The organism is Micromonospora mangrovicola, from assembly GCF_047200535.1.
Taxonomy (GTDB): domain Bacteria; phylum Actinomycetota; class Actinomycetes; order Mycobacteriales; family Micromonosporaceae; genus Micromonospora.
Genome location: NZ_JBJZOG010000068.1, coordinates 1 through 24,024 on the forward strand (window position 1 = coordinate 1; position 24,024 = coordinate 24,024).

Sequence of the window (24,024 nt, forward strand, 5' to 3'; positions counted from 1 at the left end):
GAGCCGAATCGCAGAGGCCCTTGACGTGATCGCCGCAGACGACGCCAGGCCCCGGACCAAACGCGAGATCGAAAGGATTACCGACCTTGGGCATGACACCGTCGCCCGAGCCTTTCGACAAGATGCGGAAGAAGAGAACACTTACCGGATCACCGAGAAGTTCACCGCCCTCGCTCAGCAGCTAGGCAGCAACCGGCGCAGCCCTGCTCGCGAGAAGGAGCTCGCCCACGAACAAGAACTCGCGGACCTGCGACGGGAGGCCTCGGATCTCAACAAGCAGCTGGACCGTTACGCCATGTCGCTCTACGCCTACTACCTTGCCGCACAGCCGCAGCCGGACGGCGCGTCGGCCACTGATCCCATCCCCATCGGGCGCAATCGAAAGCGGCAAAGGTAACGACCTGGGGATCAATTATGGTGGGTGTTGGGGGTTGGACATCGGGCTGCGGCCCGGTCGCTGGCCAGGCCCGCTACGGCTCGGATGACCTCTGGTAGGACGTCGCGGCGGCCGGTGAAGCGTTGCAGGGTGCGCCACCATTTGATCGCGGCGATGGCCTGTTCGGCGGGGATACGTTGCGAGGACTGGGCTTCGCGGACGGCTTCGTAGGCGGCGACCTCGCCGGGTGGGCGTCATTCTTCGGTTTTAGCGGTGGGGCGATGACCTGGTCGAGGTGATCCTTGGCCAGTCCGCAGTAGCCGGCGTCGACCAGGAACTGAACGTCGGGTAGGCGCCGAGGAGGACATCGATGCCTTCGGTCCGCACATGCCTTCGGTCCGCACGGCGGTCTGGTCGTTTTGTCGGCCTGGGCGGATGGTGCCGGCCCACATCGGCCTGCCGTGGGCGTCGGAGGCGACGGTGGCTTTGATCGGGTTCTGTTTCTTCTTGCCGGATAAGCACGCCCGCCTGCCGGGCTGGTTGGCCTTCCGGCGGCGGACCTGGATCTCGGTGCCGTCCAAACGGACGGTAAGTCCTTCGGCGCCGGCGTAGGCGAGGGCGTCGGCCAGAGTGGGCAGTCGTTGCCCGGTTGGGGTGGCGAAGCCGCGGTTGGCCAGCAGTGGCCGGACCTGACGTAGCGCGCTCGACACGGTGGAGCGGTCCACGTCGTAGAGCAGGGCCAGGGCCCGGTGGGGCAGGGGTCAGACGGAGCCAGGCCAGGGTGCATAGCAACCGATCGCGCAGGGTCAGGGTCTCGGGGTGTCCGGCGCCGGGCCAGCGGACCAGCACCGATCGGAAAACAGCCCAGAACCAACGGCAAACAACAACTGCTGAACACACAGGTAAGGGCAGGGCCAAACGCTCATAAGGGCAAAGTCAAACGCTCAGCCGTCCCCACGACCGGGAGCCTGCCGTCCGCAGGTAGCCGCGCAGACAGGCATCACAGTGGCAGTAGATGCGAGGTACCACCGCGAACCTGACCCCCGCCCGGTGCACCGGCGACCGGCGGGAGCGGTGGAGCGGTGGGCCGGGGGTAGCCACTGCTCGGTCGGCGCTCACGGGCAGACTAATGGTGTGCCAGTCATCACCGCCGTTCTCGGGGATATCACGACGCAGGACGTTGACGCCATCGTCAACGCGGCGAACAAGGCTATGCGCGGAGGCGGCGGTGTGGATGGCGCGATCCATCGCAGCGGAGGCCCAGCGATCCTGCGCGACTGCATCGCCCGGTTTCCGAACGGCCTTGCCACGGGCGACGCCGGATGGACCACGGCAGGCGTCCTGCCCGCCCGGTGGGTCATCCACACGGTCGGCCCGAACTACAACGCCGGGCAGCGCGACCGCTCCCTGCTGGTGTCGTGTTACTGGCGCGCGCTTAAGGTCGCCGACGAACTCGGCGCGCGCAGCGTCGCGTTCCCGCTGATCAGCACTGGCGTCTTCGGCTGGCCGCGTGCCGATGCCATCGGGGCGGCGATCGAGACCATCGCGGCTGCCAGGACCCGTGTCGACGAGGTACGGCTCGTCGCATTCGACGAAGCCGTGCACAAGCAGATCCGTGCGGCGCTCTGGCTCCAATGTCCGCCGCCCGTCGGCGCAGGCACGGTCGGCTCCTTGTTCGAGCGCGAGCCGATCCAGTACTCCCTGCGCGGCGATTCCTACCTGTGGCGGGAACTTCGTGCGCGGTTCGCCGACACGCCGCTGCCAGACGACTGGTTCACCCTGCGGACGCTCATCACCGACACCATCGAGCAGGTCGTTGGCGAAGCTCTCACCAGCCGCGAATCCACACCGTGGCACGACAACACCGCAGCGATATACCTCCCCGAGTTCGACCCAGGCCACGGCATGTCCGCCGGCGCCGTTCACCTTCCGTGGTGGGTGCACACGGGAGTGCCGATCTTGCTCGACCGCTACGCGGCGCTACGCGAATCCCACGGACTCCGGGATGGCTGACCCACTCTCACCTACCCGGCACAACGGGCACACCGGTCAACCCATCATGCGCTCACTCGCCGCCTACGACCACTAACCCCCAGTAGTTCAGCCGGTCAGCGGCATCGAAGATCATCGCCTCGCTTGCTTGACAATGCTGGTGACAGAAGTGGCGACGTGCCGCTTCGCGACCTCGGCGCGACGCGCCACACCGCCGTTGGACATGACCGCGCCCTATGACCTGCGCATGGGCCCGGGCCCGCCCCGTTGGCGCCAAGGCTTTGGCAACCAGGAGCGTGTTGAGGTCCGTTAGTACGCGTGTTCTAAACTTCGTTGTATCGTGCGTGGGTGACAACGTCCGACAAGGTCGAACCGGGGCCGCACGACATCAGCGCCAAACAGCAGCGCATCCTGACGGTGATACGGGAGTGGATCCAGCAGCACGGTTATCCACCCACGGTCCGTGAGATCGGCGCGGTGGTCGGGCTGAACTCCCCCTCGTCAGTGGCGCACCACTTGAAGGCGCTGGAACGGCGTGGCCTGCTGCGCCGGGATGCAAACGCGCCCAGGGCGGTCGACATTCGCGGGGCGCAGGCTGGGATGGCACCGACCGGAGGAGATCAGCCGGGCGTCAAAGTTCCGGTGCTCGGCACTATCGCTGCCGGCACCCCGATTCTCGCCGAGGAACACGTCGAGGACGAGCTGACGCTGCCTCGCGCCCTAGTAGGGCACGGCACGTTGTTCGCCCTGACAGTCAAAGGCGACTCCATGATCCAGGCGGCAATCTGTGATGGCGACGTGGTCGTTGTGCGCCACCAGCCGGTCGCCGAGAACGGTGACATCGTCGCCGCGATGATCGAGGGCGAGGCGACGGTCAAGGTCTACCGGACCCGTGACGGTCGGGTGGAACTGGTCCCCCGCAACCCGCTCTACGAGGTGATCTCCGCCGAACACGCGGTCATCCTCGGCAGGGTCGTCTGCGTGCTACGTCGCGTTTAGGCGAGGCCAAGGCCTGTTCGTCGACTCCGGTGCCGCCCTTCGCCCTGCACGACGCGAATTAGTTCGTGCGGTTATCTGTGCAGGCTGCTTGGGCTAGCGCGCCCAACGGGACATCGACCGCATGCGCGATGGCGTGCAGGACGCCGATGGTGCAGTTCTTGCGGCCGTGTTCGACGTCGACCAGCATCCGGCGCGAGACGCCGCTGCGCTCGGCGAGGCCGTCGAGGGTGAGGTTGGCCGCTTGTCTGGCCTTCGCTATCGCATGTCCGAGCGCCGCGAGGTCGGCGGGTGGCGGCGGCTCGATCACAAGAGTTCAGGCAAGTAGCCGTTGGAACTCTTGTCAGCGCACGATAGTGCACTGAGTATGAGCGGATGTCGCTGTCAATCGCCGCTACGCTGCCGCTTCTTCGGGCAACCGGCCTCGACCTAGACTACGGGGCCGGGCGGCCGTGACCGAGAATCCGACCGCTCGCGCACCCGGCCTTCAAAAGCCCGATCGGATGGTCGACCGCCACTTGGCCTACCGTCTCTTCGACGACCGCCACCCGTCCGCCCCATGGGTCGGCGCAAACACGATCGCCGGTCAAATGGCCCGCCTTCGTCGCGCGGTCTGGCAGGCACTCGTTGACTCCGCCGACGAGACCATGAAAGTAGCGCTGTCAGCCACTCAGATCGCGGCAGCCATCGCTACCGCGTCCGGACGACGTCCAGCGAACAGAGCTAACATCCAGTCCGCGTTGAGATGGCTTCGAGAGGCTGGACTGTTGAAGGTCATCGACCACGGCACCGGTCAGGAGTGCAACACCTACCAGCTCTGCCTTCCGCGCCCCAAAGCGCCGCCCCGACCCCGGGGACCCGCACAAGATCACCGGCTCCGAGCCTTCGACCAACGTGCCACCGCATGGAGCCCGCAAAGACGCCGAGCCTGGCGGGCAGTGTGGCAGGCTGTGCTCGCAGCGGCCGACTCAGAGGGCGAATTCGCCGGCGATGTAGCAAAGCTTGCTGACGCGGCGAGCGACAAGCTCGGCATCGACATCGCTGACGAGACAGTAGCCAGATTCCTGCGATGGAGCATCGCCACTCAGCTAACTGTTCAAGCTCGTGGCGGACGCGTTCCCCTGTACCGAATTCGGCCGTAGCTTGCACTGTGTTCCGGCGTTGAGGTCCGTCTGCGGCTGACCGTGGTGGGTGGTGCCCCGGCGTCGTTACACCGGAGAACCGGCCGAGTACCCCGCGTTGTCGATGGCCTCCGCACCGCGCTTCGCGGCAGGTGATCGCGGTGTGCTTGTCGATGCGGCCCGGGTGCACCCAATGCAAGACACCTGGCACCCCAGCACCCGGTCTCATCGAACCCGGCCGCCGTCGTGTCGGGGATACGCCCGAACACGATGCCGAGGAATCCGGCCAGATCATGGGCGGACGCCGCGATTTGGCAGATGAAGGAGCGTCCCCGTCTTCGTCCGACGTGCCGTAGCGTGATCCCGCCCGTAGGGGCGATGCGCGGTCTGGACAGCCTTTGGCAGGATGGGCCGGCGCCGACTGTCGGCGACCAGCACGAGCTGGAGCAGAGAGCAGGGTGGTGTGACGTGCGGGAGGAGAGTCGGCGGTGGCACGAGATCACGCCGTCCGAGTTTCCGCACGAGCGGGAAGGGCTCGCCCACCTGCGCGAGCTGCTGCCCGACCGGAGCCCGTTCCACGCCTGGACGAATTTCGAGTTCCGTGACCGAGACGGTAAGTGGTACGAAGTTGACGCCCTGGTGCTCGGGGAGCGCCGGCTGCACCTGGTGGAGCTGAAGCACTACCAGGGCACGATCACCGGCAACGCGTACCGCTGGCAGCGCCTTGGGCGTAGCGAGGATTCGCCGCTGCTGCTCGCACGGCGTAAGGCCCAGCGGCTCAAGGGCGTGATCACCGACGCGTTGCGTGAGCTGCAACCGAACTTGGGTTCACGGCATATCCCGTACATCCAGCACAGTGTGTTCCTGCACGCACCCGACGGGCGGTGCGCGCTGCCGCCCAGCGAGGCCACCGACCTGTTCGGCCGGGATGACCAGCAGGCGCGCAGCGGTCTGCCCAGCATCGCCCAGCGGCTGCTGGAGCCGCCGCTGCCCGGCGAGCGGGCCGGACTGATCGACCAGGACGACCTGCTGGTGGCCCTGTTCGAGCGGATCGGCTTCGCGCTGCGCCGGGAGCGGGAGGTGGGCTCCTGGCGGCTGGTCGGCCCGCCTCTGGCGGAGGGGGACGGCTGGCAGGACTGGCCGGCCGAGCACCGGTTGGCCCGCCGCGATCAGGCCCGAATCCGCTTCTTCGTCAGCCGGCCGGGCGCCTCCGAGGCCGAACGGCGGGGCATCCACCAGCTCGCCGAGCGGGAGTACGCGCTGACCAGCCGGCTGCACCACGACTGGGTGCTGTGCCCGCGTGACCTGGTCGAGGACGAGCTGGGTGTGGGGCTGGTCTATCCCCGTGACGACGAGTCCCGCCGGCTGGACCTGTGGCTCGACGACCACGGCGACGCACTGACCCTGGTCAACCGTGTGCTCATGATCCGACAGCTCTCAGAGGCGCTGGCCTACGCCCACCGCCACCACGTGGTACACCGCGGGCTGACGCCGGCCGCGGTTCTGGTGCAACGCAGCGGTGACGAGATTGAGGTACGGCTGGGTGACTGGCAGGTTGCCGGGGCGGACAAAGCCGGGGCCAGCCGCACCCCGGGCGGCAGCCCCGCCTCCGGCGAAGTGGCCACCCGCCTATTCGCGGCACTCGAGGGGCGCGCGGCTGCGGACCCGGAACAGCAGCGCGCGCACGCCTACCTTGCCCCCGAAGGGCGCTGGAACCGCGACGCTGACCGGGTCCGGCTGGACGTGTTCGCCCTCGGCGCGTTGGCCTATCACATCGTGGCCGGGCGTCCGCCGGCCGGTAGCGCCCTCGACCTGCGGGACCGACTGACCCGCGACGGCGGTCTGGACCTGGTGGCCGATGTGCCCGAAGTGCCCGCGAGCCTGCGACAGCTCGTGCTGAATGCAACCCGGCCGGTGGTCGGCGAGCGGCTCAGCGACGTGCAGGCCTTCCTCGCCCAGCTCGATCAGGTAGACCGGGAGACCCAGGCGAGCGCCGCCGGGGTGGTGACAGACCCACTGGAGGCGGCCCCTGGCATGCTGCTTGGCCAGCGGTTTGAGCTGGTGGGCCGGCTGGGCTCGGGCTCGACCGCGGTCGGGATGCTGGTGGCTGACCGGACGGCCGGTGGCGAGCGCCGCGTGCTCAAGGTTGCGCTCGACGACGCCGCTGCGGCCCGTCTGCGTGGCGAGGCCGAGGTGCTGACGGCGCTGGCGAAGGTCAACCATGCGCGGCTGATCCGGCTAGTGGAGCCGGAGCCGCTGCGGGTGGGCAACCGCACCGCCTTGTTGCTGGAGAGCGCGGGTGAAACCACGCTCGCGGAGGTCCTGCGGGAGCGGCCCCGACTGTCGCTGGACCTGCTGGAGCGTTACGGCACCGACGTGCTGGAAGCGGTTGTGGCGCTCGACAAGGCCGGCGTCGACCACCGCGACATCAAACCGGCCAACCTGGGGGTACGCGAGCAACGCAGCGACCGGGCCAAGCACCTGGTGCTGTTCGACTTTTCGCTGTCGCGGGCCGGCGCCTCGGCAATCGAGGCCGGCACCCCGCCGTACCTCGACCCGTTCCTCGGCGCTGCAGCCCGGCCCACCTGGGACTCAGCCGCCGAACGGTACGCGGCCGCAGTCACCCTGTTCGAGATGGCCACCGGCCAAGCACCCCGCTATGGCGACGGCCGCTCTAACCCGGCAGTGATTCCCGACGAGGCCACGATCGATCCCGGCCTGTTCGACCCGAGCGTGGCCAGCGCGCTGGTCGACTTCTTCCGCCGCGCACTGCGACGGGACGCCCGCGAGCGCTTCCACACCGCGACGGAAATGCTGGGGGCGTGGCGTGCCGTCTTCACTCATCCGGCCACCACTGTTCCCAAGGACGCCGACGATGTCGCCGCAGCGGCCCGGCCCTCGACCCCGCTGGCGGCGTCCGGCCTGTCGGCTCGGGCCCTGTCGGCGCTGGAGCCGCTGCGGCTGAACACCGTCGGCGACCTCGCCGCCGTCGACCCCGGGCAGCTGTCGCGTCTGCGCGGTGTGGCCGATCCCACGCGGCGGGAGGTGCGCAGCCGGGCCAAGCAGTGGCGGGAGCGGTTCGGCCCCGCGGCCGGCCTTGTGTCGACGCCCGACCGGGCCGCTGCTGACCCGATCGCCGACCCGTCTAGCGCCGCCGACCTGCTGTTGCAAGTGGCCCGCACCCCCACCCGTCAGCGGTACGTAAGGCGTCTGCTGGGTCTGGACGACGATACGGCCACGACCGACGCGTTCGCCTCTGTGACCGACCTCGCCCCCGTCCTCGGCCTTGGCGGGCAGCCGCAGGTGTCGCGGGCGCTGGCCGACCTGCAGGAGACCTGGGCCGCTGAGGCCGCTGCCCGCACCCGCCTGGACGCGATCCTGGACCGGGCCTACGAGGCCCTCGCCGGCCTGGGCGGCCTGGCGGTAGCCGACGATGTCGCCGCGGCGCTGGCGCCCGCGTCAGAGGACCCGCGGTCGGTCCGGATCGTCGCCGGGCTGCTGCGCTTGGCCCAGGACCGCGCCGAGATCGTGGAGCGGGGCGGCGGCGACACGCCGCCGATCGTGCGACGCCGCCGCAGAGGCGGCCGAGGCCACCTTGTGGCCACCGAGCCGGCCCTGCTCGACATCGCAGACGCGCTAGGCGGGCACGCCGACGACCTGGTCGTTCGGGCTGTGGACTCCGGCGAGGACATCGTGCCGGTGGGCCGGGCAGCGGCCCGGCTGCGTCCGGTGTTGCCTGCCGGGTCGGCTACCCCGGACGACGTGCGACTGGTGCGGATGGCGGCGCGCCTGTCCGCTCGGGCCGCCGCGTCGCGCCGAGGCGAACTGCACGACCGCGACCTCGAACTGGCCGCCGCCGTCCGGATCGCCCTCGGCGGGCTGGCCCCCTCGGAGCAGCTGACCGTGCAGGACCTGGCCGACCGGGTCCGGGCCCGCTTCCCCGACCTGCCGGCGCTGCCCGCCAGGCCGCGGCTGGACCGGGTGGTCAGCGACGCTGGGCTGCCGCTGCGCTGGGACGGCGAGCACTACGCGGTGCCATCCCGCCGCAGCGACACCACGCTGGCCAGCCGCGCATCGGTGGTGGCCATCGAAGTCACCGGCGCCGCCGCCCGAGCCGCCGCCACCGAGGAGGACGCGAGGCTCGTCGACAGCGTACGCAGCCGCGCGTTCCTGGCCCTCGGCGTCGCCCCGCAGCGGCTCGACGCCGCCGCCCGAACTCTGGCCGACCGGCACCACGCGCGGGTGGTCGACGTGACGTCGGTCCTGCTCGCGGCCCTGCGCGAAGAGGCCGGCCGCCGCGGCGTGCCCTGGGATGCGGTACGCGCGGCCGACGCCGCCGAGGCGGGCAGCCGCCCGGCACAGGGCCTCGCCGCTCTGGTCCGTGCCGTGATCCCCGCAGTCGAGGTCGCGATCGCCGAGGCGGCCGACGACGCGGCCGAGGGAACCCGACCGGTACTGGTCACCGACGCCGCGCCGCTGGCCCGGTATGGGCACGCCGAGGTGCTGACCCGGCTGGCCGATCCGACGACGCGCCGCCGGCAGGCGGTGTGGCTGCTGCTGCCGGAGACCACCGGGGCCGGCGCGGCATTGGACGGCGTGCCGCTGCGGCTGGGCCACGGCGGGCAGTTCCTGCGACTCAACGACGATTGGCTGCGCGCACCGACGGTGGAAAGGGAGAAGGCATGACGGCTGAGGAGCGCCTGACCGGCGAGCTACGCGCCGAGTTGAAGGCGCTGGAGGACGACCTGCGCCGCCGGGTCGCTACCCAGCCGGCGGTGGATCGGGCATGGCGCGACCAGCACCAGGAGGCCCTGCAGTGCGGGCGCACCGCGGGGTCCTGGCAGGAGTGGTCCGACGACCGTGTCACCCAGGCGGCCGTCGCCTGGATCCTGACCACCGTGTTCATCCGGTTCGCCGAGGACAACAAGCTCGTCAAGCAGGTGTGGATCTCCGGACCGAAGGAGCGCCGGCAGGAGGCGCTGACTGCCCAGGCCGAGTTCCTGCGTAGCGAGGCGCGCACCAACCCGGACGTCACCGACCGGGAGTGGCTGCTGCATGCCATTAAGTACCTCGCGGGGATGCCGGCCACCCGGGATCTGGTGGACGAGACATCGGCCCTGTGGCTGGTCACCCCATCCGGCGACGCGGCGGCCCGGCTGCTTGCCTTCTGGCGGGAACGCGACGAGGACGGTGAGCTGCTGCGCGACCTGTCCGACGAGTCGCTGGACACCCGCTTCCTCGGCGATCTCTATCAGGAGCTGTCCGATGAGGCGAAGTCGCGGTACGCACTGCTCCAGACGCCGGTGTTCGTGGAGGAGTTCATCCTCGACCGCACACTGGCGCCAGCGCTAAAGGATCGGCCGCTAGAGGGCTTCAAGATGATCGACCCGACCTGCGGCTCTGGGCACTTCCTGCTTGGTGCATTCGCCCGGCTGCGGGAGCGGTGGGAGCGGCATGCCCCAGGGATGGAGCGGCGGGCCCGCGTGCAGAAGGCGCTGGACGCGATCCACGGGGTGGACCTGAACCCATTTGCGGTGGCGATCGCCCGCTTCCGGCTCACCATCGCCGCCATGCAGGCGTCCGGCGACGAGATGTTGGAGAACGCCCCAGCCTTCAACTATCACCTCGCGGTCGGCGACTCGCTGCTGCACGGACTGGACGAGTTCGAACTGGGACTTGGAGTCGACGCGCACCGTACGGCTGGCACGTACGTGTACCCGACCGAGAACCTCGCCTTACTCGGCGAAGTTCTGCAAAACGCGCGATACGACGTGGTGGTGGGTAACCCTCCCTACATCACAGTGAAAGACAAAGCGCTAAACCAGGAGTATCGCCGCAGATTCAGCTACCTCAAGGGCACCTATCCGCTGACAGTACCATTCATGGAGCGCTTCTTCGACTTGGCCAAGCACGGAGAGCGGCCGGGCTGGGTCGGGCAAATCACCAGCAACTCGTTTATGAAGCGCGAGTTCGGCGTGCCATTGATTGAGAAGTTCCTGACAATCAAGGATCTGCGCCTGGTCGCGGACACGTCCGGCGCCTACATTCCGGGGCACGGCACGCCGACGGTGATCCTAGTCGGGTGCAACCGCCGACCGGTTGGCAATACGGTGCGGGCAGTGTTGGGCGTGCGCGGCGAACCTGGCCGTCCCGAGGTGCCGGCCAAGGGCCTAGTGTGGACGGCATTAACCGAGCATGTCGACGAGCCTGGTTACTCGGACGAATGGCTTACGATCGCCGACCTCGGCCGCAAGTTCCTTGCCACTCACCCCTGGTCCCTTTCCGGCGGCGGCGCCGTAGCTCTTTCCGAACAACTCCAGCAGGCTGTCCACTCGCGATTGGGATCCTCGCTTCGCGGCTGGGGCGCTGTTGCCCTTACTAGAGCTGACCCGGTATATGAAGCCGAACAACGCCCTATTCGACCGGTTCTTGGCAAAGCGCAGCCTTTCTTGACGGGCGAGGACGTTCGCGATTGGTCCCAGACGCCACACAGCTATGTGATTTTCCCCTATGATGACAATCTTGCGCCAGTCGAGGAACCAGACACCATTAGGTTTCTCTGGCCCTGGCGATGCCTATTGAGTAAGCGCGTTGCGTTCGGCAAGACGCAGCTAGAACGTGGTCTGCCATGGTTCGCATATTCTATGCTCTTCGTCGAACGGGTCGGAAAGACCAGCCTCAACTTCAGCGACCTTGGAACCCACTTCCACGCGGCGCGGAGTACAGGACTGCTCTCCAATAGTCACGCTCCTGTGTTGATCTTCGATTCGGAGCAAGATCTTCTCTCGGCGCTTGGACTACTGAACTCCTCAGTCGCCTGCTTCTGGCTCAAGCAGAACAGCCACGACAAGGGAAACCGCGGCGGCGAACGCTCAACAGCACGCTATGTCTGGGAGAGGTTCTACGAGTTCACCGGCACGACGTTGCAGGACTTTCCGGTGCCGCACGCGCTGCCCTTGGATCGGGCGCGAGTGCTCGACGGGCTAGCGCGACGGCTCGGGGAGTTGAGCCCGGCGGCAACCGTCATCGCGCGTACCCCTTCTCGGGAAACGCTCGACGGCGCGCGACGGGCGCACGCCCGCGTCCGAGCGGAAATGATTGCACAGCAGGAGGAGTTGGACTGGGAGGTCTATCGACTGTACGGCCTGATCGACGACGACCTCACCTACTCTGGCGACGAACTGCCAGTGCTCGCGCTGGGCGAGCGGGCGTTTGAAATCGTGCTGGCCCGACAAGTCGCCGATGGCACCGAACAGGCGACCTGGTTCGAGCGGCACGGGTCCACCCCGATTACCGAGATACCGACGCATTGGCCGGTGGCCTACCGTGACCTCGTGCGAAGGCGGATCGAGCTGATCGACTCGCACCCTTATCTGCGGCTGCTGGAGCGCCCAGAGTACAAGCGGCGCTGGGCGGCCGAGCCGTGGGAAAGACAGGAAGAGCGGGCGCTGCGCGGCTGGCTGTTGGACCGCATTGAGGACAGGCGGTTCTGGTTCGACCGGGCCGGCGCGCCTACTCCCCGGAGCATCGCCCAGCTAGCCGACGAGGTGAATCGTGACCCCGACCTGGTCTCGGTGCTGGCCCTATGGGAGGGACGCCCAGACGTGCCCGCGGTGACGACCCTCCAGCGCCTACTGGCTGACGAGGCGGTGCCCTACCTGGCCGCGTACCGGTACACGGAGAGCGGGCTGCGCAAGCGGGAGGCGTGGGAGCACACCTGGGCGTTGCAGCGCCGGGAGGATCAGGGCGAGAAGTTCGGCACTGGTCCGGACAACCCGCCGATCCCGGTGCCGCAGAAGTACACCTCGCCCGACTTTGCACGAAAGGCGTACTGGACGCATCGCGACAAGCTCGACGTGCCAAAGGAGCGGTTGATCCTCTATCCCGAGGCGGGCCGGGACAACGACCCCACTCCGGTGCTCGGCTGGGCCGGCTGGGATCATTCACAGCAGGCATTCGCCCTCGACCAGTTGCTGCGGTGGCGGGAGGCCGAGGGTGCCCCGGACGAGAAGCTGATCCCGCTGGTGGCCGGCCTCGCGGAGCTGCTGCCCTGGGTGGAGCAGTGGCACACCGAACGGGACGCGTTCTACGGCGGGGCGTCTGCGGCGGACTTCTTCCGGGAGCAGCTCGACCTGCGCAGCCGGCAGGTGGAGCGCACCCGCGAGCAGCTGGCCGCTTGGCGCCCAGCCCCGCCCCGCCGTGGTCGTGGACGAAAGGCGAAGACAGCATGAGCATCTTGCTGCGGGACATCATCCACATCCCGGAGACTGCCGGTGCCGACGACTACGTGCTGCGGCTGACCGAGGGGGTCGGCAAGGGCCGGCTGGCTCGGACCGTCAAGGAGTACGTGGTCACCGACGCGCTGGCCGAGGCGTTTGACTCCGCGCTCGGGCTGGTTGCGTCTGCGATCCAGGACGACCAGAGCCGGGCGGCGTTCCTGTCCGGCTCGTTCGGTTCCGGCAAGAGCCACTTCATGGCTGTCCTGCACGCGTTGCTCGGCGGGGAGGCGGCCGCCAGGGCGATCCCGGAGCTGCAGCCTTCGGTCGCGCGGCACGATTCGGTGCTGGCGAACAGGAAGATCCTGCGGCTGGCGTTTCACTTTCTAGAGGCGCGCAGCATCGAGGAGACGATCCTCGGTGGGTACGTGGCCCAGATCTTGGCGCTGCACCCGGGATGCGACCTGCCGGCGGTGCATCGCAGCGATGCGGTGCTGGTCGATGGTGAGCGGATGCGCAAGCGCCTCGGCGACGATGCGTTCCTCGCTGGGCTCAACGAGCACGTGGCGGTTGCTGACGAGTGGTCCGGTGTGCTCGAGGGAGACGAGCCGTGGACGGCGGAGTCCTACGACGCCGCGCGGGCGGCGGCCTCGGGCAGCGAGGCCCGGCAGAGGCTGGTCTCGGCGCTGGTCCGCGCCTACTTCACATCGTTTACCCAGACGGGTGAGTTCGTCACGCTGGACGAGGGCCTGGCGGCAATGTCCCGGCACGCCAAGGGGCTTGGTTACGACGCCATCGTCATGTTCCTCGATGAGCTGGTGCTGTGGCTGTCGTTCGCCGTGCGCGACCGCGAGTTCTTTGGCCGGGAAGCCCAGAAGATCACCAAGCTGGTCGAGTCAGGACTGGGTGAGCGGGCCATCCCGATCGCGTCCTTTGTGGCGCGGCAGCTTGACCTGCGCCGCTACTTCGTTGACATGGGCGGCGGTGCCGGTGCCGAGCAGGACGCATTGGACAAGGCGTTCCGCCATCAGGAGGGGCGATTCCTGCCCATCGTGCTCGGCGACGACAACCTGCCGTACGTGGCGGAGAAGCGGCTGCTCCAGCCGAAGGACGATGCCGCGAGGGAGACCCTCGACGAGGCGTTCCAGCAGCTCGACCGCCGGCCCGAGGTGTGGGACGTGCTGCTGGACGGAGTCAACACCGATGACAGTCACCGTGGCTCCGACCAGCTGGCGTTCCGGCGTACGTACCCGTTCTCCCCGGCCCTGGTTTCGACGTTGCGTACGCTCGCCTCGGCCATGCAGCGTGACCGCACCGCGCTGAAGGTGATGCAGCAGCTGCTGGTGCGCCAGCGGGACCACCTGACCATCGATGATGTGGTGCCGGTCGGCGACGTCTTTGAGCTGGTGGTTGACGGCAATCAGGCGCTGACCCCGGAGATGGCTGGCCGGTTTAAGAACGCCCGCACCCTCTACCAGGAGAAGCTGCGCCCGGAGCTGCTACGCGAGCACAAGTTGGCCGAGGCCGACCTCGTCGTCTTGCCCCGTGAGCACCCCTTCTGGGCCGACGACCGGCTGGTCAAGACGCTCGCGCTGTCCGCTGTCGCGCCGGAGGTGCCGGCGCTTAAGGAGCTGACGCCGTCCCGGCTGGCCGCGCTCAACCACGGGTCTATCACCGCGCCAGCGTTCCGTGGCCGGGAGGGCGAGCTGGCCCTGACGAAGCTGCGCCGCTGGCAGTCGGCCGTGCCCGAGATCCAGATCACGGGAGACACCCGTAACCCCGTCGTCCGGGTACGCATCGCCGAGGTTGACTACGAGAGCGTCGTCGAGCGCGCCAAGGGCGAGGACAACGACGGCCGCCGGCGCGAGACGCTCAAGGGGCTCATCTGGGATGAGCTGGAGCTGAAGGACATCGACGGCGACGCGTTCGGCGTTTCCCGGCAGGCGCGGACCTGGCGGGGGTCCCGGCGCGAGATCGAGGTGGTGTTCGGCAACATTCGGGACCGGAACTGGCTCACCGACGGGGCGTTCGAGGCGGGTCCGGACACCTGGCGGTTCGTCATCGACTACCCGTTCGACGAGGACGGCCACAGCTCGTTGGAGGACCTGAACCGCGTCGAGGGCCTGAAGTCTGCGGGTAAGCCCACGCGTACGGTCGTGTGGGTTCCGCACTTCCTCAGTACCGAGCGGCGGCGCGAGTTGGGCCGGCTGGTCATCCTGGACTGGCTGCTTGGCGGCTCGGGGGAGCGGTGGACCGCCCATTCGGACCACCTCGCCGAGGCGGATCGGGTGCAGGCCCGGATCATCCTGGAGACGCAGCGGGACTCGCTGCGGCAGCGGCTGCGCCGCGCGGTCCAGGAGGCGTACGGGGCAGCCACGGCCACGCCCGGCACGCTGGAGCGGCTGGACGGCCACGACCGGGTGCTGTTCAGCTTGCACCGGGAGTTCGACCCGGCGGCCCCGGTCGGGCACGACCTCGCCGCCGCGTTCGGCAACCTGGTGGAGCAGGCGTTCGCCGCGACCTTCCCGGGGCATCCGCGGTTCGAGCCGGAGGAGCGGGAGGTGACCCGTGCCGACCTGGCCGCTGTGCTGGCTGCCGTCGAGGCCGCCCGGCAGGATCCCGACGGCCGGGCCTTCATCGAGCCGGGTAAGCGTGAGGCGGTACGCCGGGTCGCCAACCCGCTCGGTGTTGGCCACATGGGCGAGACTCATTTCCTCTTCGGCTCCGACCGGTTCCGGTGGGACATGCTGCTGTCCACTGCGATGGGCCGCGACGGCCTGTCGCCCGCGGACCCGGTCGAGGTTCGGCGGCTGCGCGACTGGATTAACGCGGTCACGCCGCCAGCCGGCCTGCGCCCCGAGGTCACCGATTTGATCATCTGTGCCTGGGCGGTGCTGCACACCCGCGCCTGGTACCGGTACAAGGCGCCGGTGGTGCCGGCCCCGGCGCCCGGGTCGCTCGCGCCGGACATGGAGCTGCGACCCGAGCGGCTGCCGGCTGCCGGTGACTGGGACGCCGCGGTGGCGCGCGCGGGAGTGCTGTTCGGCACGGTCGCCAACCCGTACCTGACCGGCCAGGCGGTGACCGAGCTGACCCAGGCGGTCAGTGAGCGGGCGGCGGCCGTCAAGGCGGCTGCCGCGCAGCTCGTCGCCGATCTGGAGCGGGTCTACCAGCGGTTCGGAATCGACGCCGCCGCGAGTACCGGCCGGCTGGCCACGGCAAGGTCCGCGCATGAACTTGTGGCCGCGCTGACCGGCGCCCGGGACCGCGTGGCGCTGGTGGAGGCGCTTGCCCGCCACGAGCTCGCCGGCACGGCGCAGGCCACCGCGAAGTCGTTGGCAACTGCACAGAACCTTGTTGCGGGGCTGGCGAACTTCCCGTGGGAGCGGCTGCGGCCGGTGCAGGAGGCCGCGACCAGCGACTCCGGCGAGCGTGCCATCGCCGCCCGCGGCATCACCGAGCGGCTGCGCGACGCAGTAGCCGCAGACGAGCTGGCGCAGTCCCTGCTAGTCGCGCTGAAGCGCGCCGAGGACGAGGCATTCCGGTGGGCGCTGGGGGCGACGGGTGGCGGCCACAATCCGCGCGGTGGCGGTGGGGACGACGGCAAGCGGCGGTCGACCCGCGGATCGCGTACCGTGGCCAACCGCGAGGACCTGGACGAGACGGTGGCACAGCTGCGGACATTCGCCGCCGAGCGGGCCGGGCGCCCGTTCACAGTGGAATGGCGGGCCGACGAGTGACGCTCGCCGCAGCGACCCTGCCGGTCATCACCGCCCTGCTCGACGAAGCCGCCCGCAAGCGCTACGCCGGGGGCGTGCTCGGTGTGCAGGCCAAGCCGGAGTGGGCCGGCCCGGACGAGTTCGACCACAACGGCACACCGGTCCGCGTGGTGCGCTGCCAGTCAGCGCTGGCGGTGCGGGAGGCGCTGCTCGACCGCGGCGCCGACCGATGGCTGGTCGTGCTCACCGACCGGGACGAGACCGAACTCGGCCTCGGGATCACCGCCCACCTGGCCTGGCAACGGCTACGCCGCCCGGACCCGTGGGCCGCCGTGCAGGACAAGTTCGCGGCCACCCGCGTCGACCACGGCCTGATCACCGCCGCGTCCGCCCAAGCCATCGCCACCGGGCTGCTGGCCGCAGCTCCACCGGAAGGCTGGCCACCGGCCCGGGTCGGCCTGCTCACCGCCGACCACGCCTTCGGGGCCATGGCCGCGCTGCGGCTGAGCCTCGGACAGGCGGGCGAGCCGGTGGACCTACCCGTGGTGCTGCGCTGGAGCACCCGCGCCGACGCCGCCACCGCCGTCGCGGACCTGCGGGCCATCGCCGGGGACGCGCTCGTCGACGCGCTACTCGCCTGGGCCGCCGACCGGTGCGCCAGCTGCGCCCCCGTCGTACTCCCGCTGCTGCGGGACGGCCGCGCCGCCGACACCGTGCCAATGGGTCTGGTAGCCCGGGTGGTACTCGCGACGCCAGCCAGCTCCGGTCCGCGCGCCCTACTCGGCCGGGAGGTGGGCGGCCAGCTTCCAGAGCACGTCCTCGGGGTGTGGGCGGAGCAGGCCGAGCTGGTGACCCGGGAGGTGATCTCGACCGAGCCGGACGCCGCCGCGCGGGTTCTGGCGCGCGCGGAGACCCTCCTCGACCGGGTCGAAGCCGGCTCCTTCGCCGGCGAATCGGCGATCATCCGGCGTGGCCTCACCGCCCGCCTCGCCGTCCTCGGGGAATCGCTACGGCGCTGCGCCGAACGCACCGCGGCCCGGGCAGCCGCCGGCGGCCCGGACGGTCCCCTGGTAGACCCGCCCGCGCTGCCCGCAGTCGAGGAGGCCCGCAGCCAGGTAGAGGGCCACGCACTGGCTCAGCATCCCGACGAGGTACGGGTGCCACGAGCGATGGCCGGCGTCCGCCTGGCGCGCTGGCTGAGCCGGTCGGCACCGACCGCTGGCGACCTCGGCGACATGGCGGCCCGGCAGCGAGACGAGGACGCCTGGGCCGACCGAGCCGCCGCCGAGGCGTGGACCGGGGTGGACGACGAAACGCTCGCGCAGGGGCTTCGCGCCGTGCTCGACGCGGCCCGGTTGCGGCGGGACGCCCACGACGAGGCGTTCGGCCGTGCGCTGGCGACACACGTCGAGCAGGATGCCCCGGCCCCGGCCGGGCTGGTCCACCTGGAAGACCTCCTGCCCAAGGTCGTGCTGCCGCTGGCGCGGCAGCGGCCGGTGCTGCTGGTGGTGGCCGACGGGATGAGCCAAGCCGTCGCCACGGAAGTCATCGACGACGTCATCCGCCGCTACGACAGTTGGCTGGAGTGCCTGCCGGATGACCGGGACCGGCGTATCGCAGCCGTCGCCCCGCTGCCCTCACTCACCGCCGTGTGCCGGGCGAGCCTGTTCAGCGGCGCGCTCACCACCGGCGAGCAGCCGGCAGAAACCTCCGGCCTGGGCGCGCTGGCAAAAGCGCACGGCCTGACCGTGCGCCTGTTCCACAAGGTGTCCCTGGACTCCAGCGCCGCAGGTTACGCCCTCGCTCACGACGTGGCCGCCACGATCGACGACACCGCGGGCACAGCCCTGGTGGCCTGCGTCCTCAATACGATCGACGACGCGCTCGACCGGTCCGACCCAGGCGGCACCGCGTGGACCGCGGACACCGTCAAGCACCTGCGCCCGCTGCTGGAACGCGCCCGCACCGCGGGCCGGCTGGTGGTTCTCACCTCCGACCACGGCCACGTCGTCGAGCGGCGGCAGGGACAGACCCGCCCCGCCACCGGCGCGTCCAGCAACCGGTCGCGGCCAGTCGACCCGGCGAAACCGGCGGCCGAGGGTGAGGTCCGGGCGCGCGGCCGCCGAGTGCTGCTGCACGGCGGAGATGCCGTCCTCGCGGTCTCGGAACGGCTGCGGTACGGGCCGCTGAAGGCCGGCTACCACGGTGGCGCGGCCCCGGCCGAGGTCGTGGTGCCTGTCAGCGTCCTGGCCCCCGGTGAGGCGCCGGACGGCTGGCGGCTCGCGCCACCGCAATCCCCGTCCTGGTGGCGCGGCCCGGTGAACGGCGGCACGACGCCCGCCGCGGCACCGGCGGCGCCGACGAAGGCTGGCACGCGTGCCCCACGTACCTCGCAAGCACCGACCCTGTTCGACGAGCCGGGCCAGCCGGATGTGGCCGCGGCCGTCCTCGCCTCGCCTACCTACCGTGACCAGCGCAAGCGCGCCGCCCGGGCAGCGATCACGGACAATCAGGTGGCCCGGCTGCTGTCCGCCCTGCTCGCCACCCCGACGTACCGGCTCGACCCCGAGTCCGCCGCGGCGGCGCTCGGGGTAGCCACGGTCCAGCTCACCGGGGCGCTGTCCCAAGCCCAGCGGCTGCTCAACGTCGAGCAGTACCCGGTACTCAGCCGCGACGCCGACGGCAGCACCGTCGTACTAGACACCACCCTCCTTAGGGACCAGTTCGGGGTCACGCTGTGACCCTGCAGCTCAGTACGCGGCGGCGCCAGGAAGTGATCAACGCCTTGCGGCGCGGCACCGTACCGCAGAACGGGCTGGACGTGCTCGCGGTGGGCCTCGACCGCTTCACGCCTGCCGTGGACGCCGAGCTGGCGGCCGTGGCCGCCGGCGGTGGCGGTTTCAAGGCGGTCCGGGGAGAGTACGGCTCGGGCAAGACCTTCTTCGCGCGCTGGCTCGCCGAGCGGGCCAAGCGCCAAGGCATGGCGGTGGCCGAGGTACAGATCTCCGAGACGGAGACGCCGCTACATCGGCTGGAGACCGTCTACCGGCGGATCTGCGAATCGCTGCAGACCTCTGAGTTCCCCGCTTCGGCGCTGCGGGCGGTGCTGGATGCCTGGCTGTTCCTACTCGACCAGGAAGCTGGCGACGCGGCCGAGGCCGTGCTGGAGCGCCGACTGGCCCAGGTCTCCCGCACCACGCCCGCCTTTGCCGCCGCACTGCGCGGCTACCGGGCGGCGCTGCACCGCGATGATCCTGCGACTGCCGAGGGGCTGGTCGCCTGGCTGGGCGGCCAACCACAGGTTGCGGCAGCTGTCCGCCGAGCCGCCGGCGTACGCGGAGAGCTCGACCACTTCGGCGCGTTCGGCTTCCTTCAGGGCCTACTCACCGTCCTGCGTGACAGTGGACACCCGGGGCTGTTGGTGGTGCTGGACGAGGTGGAGACCCTTCAGCGGACCCGATCCGATGTGCGTGACAAGGCACTGAACGCGCTGCGCCAGCTGATCGACGAGGTGGACTCCGGCCGCTTCCCGGGGCTCTATTTGCTGATCACCGGAACTCCTGCCTTCTTCGACGGGCCACAGGGGGTGCAGCGGCTGGCACCACTGGCGCAACGGCTGGCCACCGACTTCACCGCCGACGCTCGCTTTGACAACCCGCGCGCCGTGCAGCTGCGGTTGCCCGGCTTCACCCCCGAAACGCTGCGCGAGCTGGGCGTGCGGGTACGCGACATTTTCGCCGCCGACGCCGCCGAACCGGACCGGATCGCCCGACTCGTCGACGACACATACGTGGCCGACCTCGCCGCTGCGTTGACCGGCCGACTCGGCGGCAAGGTCGGCGTGGCGCCCCGGTTGTTCCTCAAGAAACTGATCGGCGACGTGCTCGACCGCGTTGACCAGTTCCCCGACTTCGACCCCAGATCCGACTACGCACTGACCCTGTCCACCGCCGAGATGACCGAGGTGGAGCGGAACGCAGCCAGCGCCGACGACGTGTCGCTGGACCTGCCGTGACCGCCGACCAACTCCACCCGGCCGTCGTCTACCACATCGTCAACTCGCTAGGCTGGCCCGACCTGCGGCCGATGCAGCAGGCGGCCGTCGACCCGCTGCTCGCTGGCGACGACGCACTACTGCTCGCACCCACGGCCGGCGGCAAGACCGAGGCGGCTGTCTTCCCCCTGCTATCCCGGATGGCCACCGAGAGCTGGTCCGGCACCTCCGTGGTTTACCTGTGCCCGCTCAAGGCGCTGCTGAACAACCTGCTGCCCCGACTCGAGCGGTACGCCGAGTGGCTGGGCCGGCGAACCGCCCTCTGGCACGGCGACGTGACCGCCCCGCGGCGCCGGGCGATCCTGGCCAGCCGACCCGACATCCTCCTGACCACCCCCGAATCGCTGGAATCCATGCTGGTCAGCCCCAACGTGGACCACCGGTCGTTCTTCTCCGGCCTGCGCGCCGTCGTCGTCGACGAGGTGCACGCATTCGCCGGCGACGACCGCGGTTGGCACCTGCTAGCCGTCCTGGAGCGGCTGGCCCGCGTCATCGGCACGCCGGTGCAGCGAATCGGACTGTCCGCTACCGTTGGCAACCCGGAAGAGCTACTCGGCTGGCTGCAGGGCTCCGGAAAGGGCACCCGCCCCGGGCGGGTCATCGCGCCGAAGGATCCCGGAATCCACCCGAACGCTGTGGCCGGGCCACCGCCAGGAGACATCGAACTGGACTACGTTGGCTCGCTCGCCAACGCCGCCACCGTCATCGCGTCCATGCACGCAGGGGAGAAGCGCTTGGTCTTCTGCGAGTCCCGGCAGACGGTCGAGGAACTGGGTCAACTCCTACGAGCCAGGGGGGTCACCACCTTCCTGTCGCACGCCTCCCTGTCCACCGACGAGCGACGCCGATCAGAGCAGGCGTTCGCCGAGGCGCGCGACTGCGTCATCGTCTCCACCAGCACCCTCGAACTCGGCATCGACGTCGGCGACCTGGACCGCGTCATCCAAATCGACGCCCCGTCGACAGTCGCATCATTCCTCCAGCGGCTCGGCCGCACCGGGCGTCGACCCGGCAGTGTCCGCAACTGTCTCGTGCTCGCCCGCGACGGCGATTCGCTAGTCGCCGCCGCCGCACTGATGCTGCTGTGGGGGCGCGGCTGGGTGGAGCCGGTGACAGCACCCCCCGAGCCACGCCACATCGTCGCCCAGCAGATCCTCGCGCTCTGCCTTCAACAGGGCCGAGTCGGCGACCGCTTGTGGCAGCAGTGGTGGAACGGGCTCTCCCCGTTCGACCGCAGCGCCGAGCCGATGGTGCGGTTCCTGGTGGAGCACGGATTCCTGGACGTCGACGGCGACATGCTGTTCATTGGCCCCGAGGCGGAGAAGCGGTTCGGCCATCGGCACTTCATGGAGATGACGACCGTCTTCACCAGTCCACCGGAATTCACCGTCCTGTACGGCCGCGCGGACCTTGGTCGGATCGATCCGAGCCTGCTGACCGAGGAGGCGCACGGTGACCGCCGCGTGCTCCTCGGCGGGCGGAGCTGGCGTGTGGCGTACGTCGACTGGCGCCGCCGGCGCTGCTACGTGGAACCCGCAGACGGCGGCGGCAAGGCCCGCTGGACGAACCGCGGCTGGGCAGGCCTCGGCTTCGAGCTGACCCGAGCCATGCGGGATGTGCTGCTGGGCAGCGACCCACCCGTCCGGCTGACCAAACGCGCGACCGACAGGCTTGCCGGCGAGCGCGACGAGCGATCGTCCCTGGTCCACCCCGGTGGCAACGTCATCAGCCGGGACGAAGACGGTGACCTGCGCTGGTGGACCTGGGCCGGATTCCGCGCCAACGCCACCCTGGCAGCAACACTCGGCGAGGTGGTCGACCCAATCCATCGGTTCGACGACTGCCAGATCCGACTGCGGGAGGATCTCACGCCGGCCGCATGGCGAGAGCTGACCGCGGACGCCGAGCAGCGCGTTTGCCTGCCCGACGTGAGCGAGAAGGCGATGGACGGGCTCAAGTTCAGTGCTGCGTTGCCGCCGAGGTTGGCGACGGCGACCCTGGCCGCCCGGCTCGCCGGCACCGGCGGTGCCGCAAGGGTGCTCCAGGAACGAACCCGCTTTGTTCAGATCTGACCCCAAGGCGCCCGCTATCCGGTCAGCCGACAGATCCAGGGCGTCTGTACCAGGTTGTTGAAACCCGATCCGCGCCAAACGCACGAAGGGCCCGCATGAGCGGGCCCCAAGGCGGGCGCGGGAACCCACTTGGGGCCTCCTGCGGCACTCAGCCTAGCAGCAGGTTGTACGTCACGGACAAACTACGCGCAACCGACACGGGTGCGGCGCCAGGGCTGCTCATACAGACCCCCACACGCCATGCACCGGGCCCGGTAGAGCGCGGGGCCAGAATTCGGTTCGGAGCCGGGCTCCGCGAGGTGCTCCTCGCCCGCGATCCTGACCACCAGCTTCGGTGCGGCGCAGGCGCAGGGGCGCCCCGCGAGGAAATCCATCCGGTACCCACCGGCAGGCGTCCACTTGAGCCTCGCCGTGGCAAACTCGAACATCCGTTGCCCGAGATAGGTCGGGAACAGCAGAAGCATCCCTGCCAGCAGCAGAAACGCCTGGCCCCGGACCCGCTCCGGATCCGGGTTGAAAACAGCCGCCGGGGTGCCGTGCTCGTCGACCAGTACCACCCCGCCGGCATACCGGGGATCCGCGGTACTCCAGCCCACGCTCACCTGGATTCCGTACTCGGCATCCATCAGCGTAATGGCGGCTGCCAGATCCTGACCGCGGACTACACGCTCGCGGATACTCGCAGCCACCGGGTGGTCGCGTGCCGCCGTCTCAGCCGCAACGGCCTCCCACAGCGCCTTTGCCCGTGAGGCGGCATTCTTCTCCGTGATGAGGCCTCGTCGGCTTTCCCGTGTCTCTGGCAGCGCTGCCGGGCGGCGCCGCAGCCGCTGCCCCTCCGCGAGATGGTCACGCTCAACTCGCACATATAGAGGAGCTGTCCAGACCACCACCAGGGGTCGCAGCGGATGCCGCAGCGGAACCCGCGGCACGTGCGGGATCACCCGGCCGGTGAACATCAACTCCAGGAACCGGGCGAGCGGCAAAACCGGCGCGGAGTCCCAGCCGCCACTGGTGAACCGCGCCGGCCCTCGACGACGGCGAGCCCTCCGCCTTCGGCTGGAGCGAGACGCACGGATGGCACGGCCCCCAGCCACGGCGGCCGCGGCTTGTCGGTGAACCAGCAGCACCCAACGTCATCGGCCAGCATCCGCTTGGTGCGGGCGATGATATCGGTCTCCGTGATGGGGCGAGCTGCGCCTCGAGCGCGAACTTCCCGGCGTCGCCGAAGCCACTCGCGAGCACGTCCGCCCGCCAGGCGCCGCTGGGCGAGCGCACCTCGAATTCGGAATACGCGCCGGCGTCTCGGGCCGCGCGGGCCAGCTCCCGCTTGAGGATGTGATGAGCTTCAGACTCCTGGCCCCAAGCACAGGTCGGAGCGTCAGGGGCATGGGCGAAGAAGCGCAAACCCGTACGGGCGACCTTGGCATACATTGCATGACCGCACTCGTCACACATCAACGGAGCGGGAGGCCGTGCCT

General features: G+C 69.8%; 12 protein-coding genes. 9 read left to right on the forward strand and 3 right to left on the reverse strand.

The genetic code is table 11. From position 1 onward, the window contains the following. Positions 1-397, forward strand: a 397-nt coding sequence (locus ACL02O_RS23555) for a hypothetical protein (RefSeq protein WP_412820314.1), incomplete at its 5' end; no start/stop codon positions are given. A gap of 233 nt (positions 398-630) precedes the next feature. On the opposite strand, the gene ACL02O_RS23560 is transcribed toward ACL02O_RS23555, so the two are convergent. Then, complete coding sequence (locus tag ACL02O_RS23560; protein WP_412820315.1) at positions 631-1,101, reverse strand: transposase family protein; 471 nt, start codon at positions 1,099-1,101, stop codon at positions 631-633. A 409-nt stretch (positions 1,102-1,510) separates the two neighbouring features. On the opposite strand from ACL02O_RS23560, the gene ACL02O_RS23565 reads away from it, so the two are divergent. Together ACL02O_RS23565 and lexA are read left to right on the forward strand one after the other, a co-directional pair. After that, positions 1,511-2,389, forward strand: coding sequence for an O-acetyl-ADP-ribose deacetylase (locus ACL02O_RS23565; protein WP_412820316.1), 879 nt, complete (start codon positions 1,511-1,513; stop codon positions 2,387-2,389). Between the two features lie 327 nt (positions 2,390-2,716). Continuing rightward, entirely contained in the window at positions 2,717-3,367 is a 651-nt protein-coding gene (gene lexA, locus ACL02O_RS23570; protein WP_412820317.1) for a transcriptional repressor LexA, read from the forward strand. Between the two features lie 58 nt (positions 3,368-3,425). Here lexA and ACL02O_RS23575 read toward each other — a convergent pair whose 3' ends face one another. Then, positions 3,426-3,674, reverse strand: coding sequence for a helix-turn-helix domain-containing protein (locus ACL02O_RS23575; RefSeq protein WP_412820318.1), 249 nt, complete (start codon positions 3,672-3,674; stop codon positions 3,426-3,428). A 1,279-nt stretch (positions 3,675-4,953) separates the two neighbouring features. Between ACL02O_RS23575 and pglW the strand changes: the two genes are divergently transcribed. The 6 genes from pglW to ACL02O_RS23605 are packed head-to-tail and all read left to right on the forward strand — an operon-like array spanning position 4,954 to position 22,546. Next, on the forward strand, positions 4,954-9,171 hold the full coding sequence (gene pglW, locus ACL02O_RS23580) for a BREX system serine/threonine kinase PglW (protein ID WP_412820319.1): 4,218 nt from the start codon (positions 4,954-4,956) through the stop codon (positions 9,169-9,171). Then, complete coding sequence (gene pglX, locus ACL02O_RS23585) at positions 9,168-12,716, forward strand: BREX-2 system adenine-specific DNA-methyltransferase PglX (protein WP_412820320.1); 3,549 nt, start codon at positions 9,168-9,170, stop codon at positions 12,714-12,716. Before pglW ends, pglX begins: the two co-directional genes overlap by 4 nt. Next, entirely contained in the window at positions 12,713-16,441 is a 3,729-nt protein-coding gene (locus ACL02O_RS23590) for a DUF6079 family protein (RefSeq protein WP_412820321.1), read from the forward strand. Before pglX ends, ACL02O_RS23590 begins: the two co-directional genes overlap by 4 nt. Beyond that, positions 16,423-19,161: a BREX-2 system phosphatase PglZ gene (gene pglZ / locus ACL02O_RS23595; RefSeq protein ID WP_412820322.1), complete on the forward strand. Its 2,739-nt coding sequence runs from the start codon at positions 16,423-16,425 to the stop codon at positions 19,159-19,161. The genes ACL02O_RS23590 and pglZ overlap by 19 nt, the downstream gene beginning before the upstream one ends. Then, a complete protein-coding gene (gene brxD / locus ACL02O_RS23600; protein WP_412820323.1) occupies positions 19,158-20,435 on the forward strand; it encodes a BREX system ATP-binding protein BrxD in 1,278 nt (425 codons plus the stop codon). Before pglZ ends, brxD begins: the two co-directional genes overlap by 4 nt. Beyond that, positions 20,432-22,546 (forward strand): DEAD/DEAH box helicase, encoded by a 2,115-nt coding sequence (locus ACL02O_RS23605; protein ID WP_412820324.1) that lies wholly within the window; start codon positions 20,432-20,434, stop codon positions 22,544-22,546. Before brxD ends, ACL02O_RS23605 begins: the two co-directional genes overlap by 4 nt. Positions 22,547-22,728: 182 nt before the next feature. Here the strand turns inward: ACL02O_RS23605 and ACL02O_RS23610 are convergent, their stop codons facing one another. Continuing rightward, the gene (locus tag ACL02O_RS23610; protein ID WP_412820325.1) at positions 22,729-23,502 is read right to left on the reverse strand and encodes a hypothetical protein; all 774 of its coding nucleotides are present in this window, start codon (positions 23,500-23,502) and stop codon (positions 22,729-22,731) included. Positions 23,503-24,024: the final 522 nt, after the last annotated feature.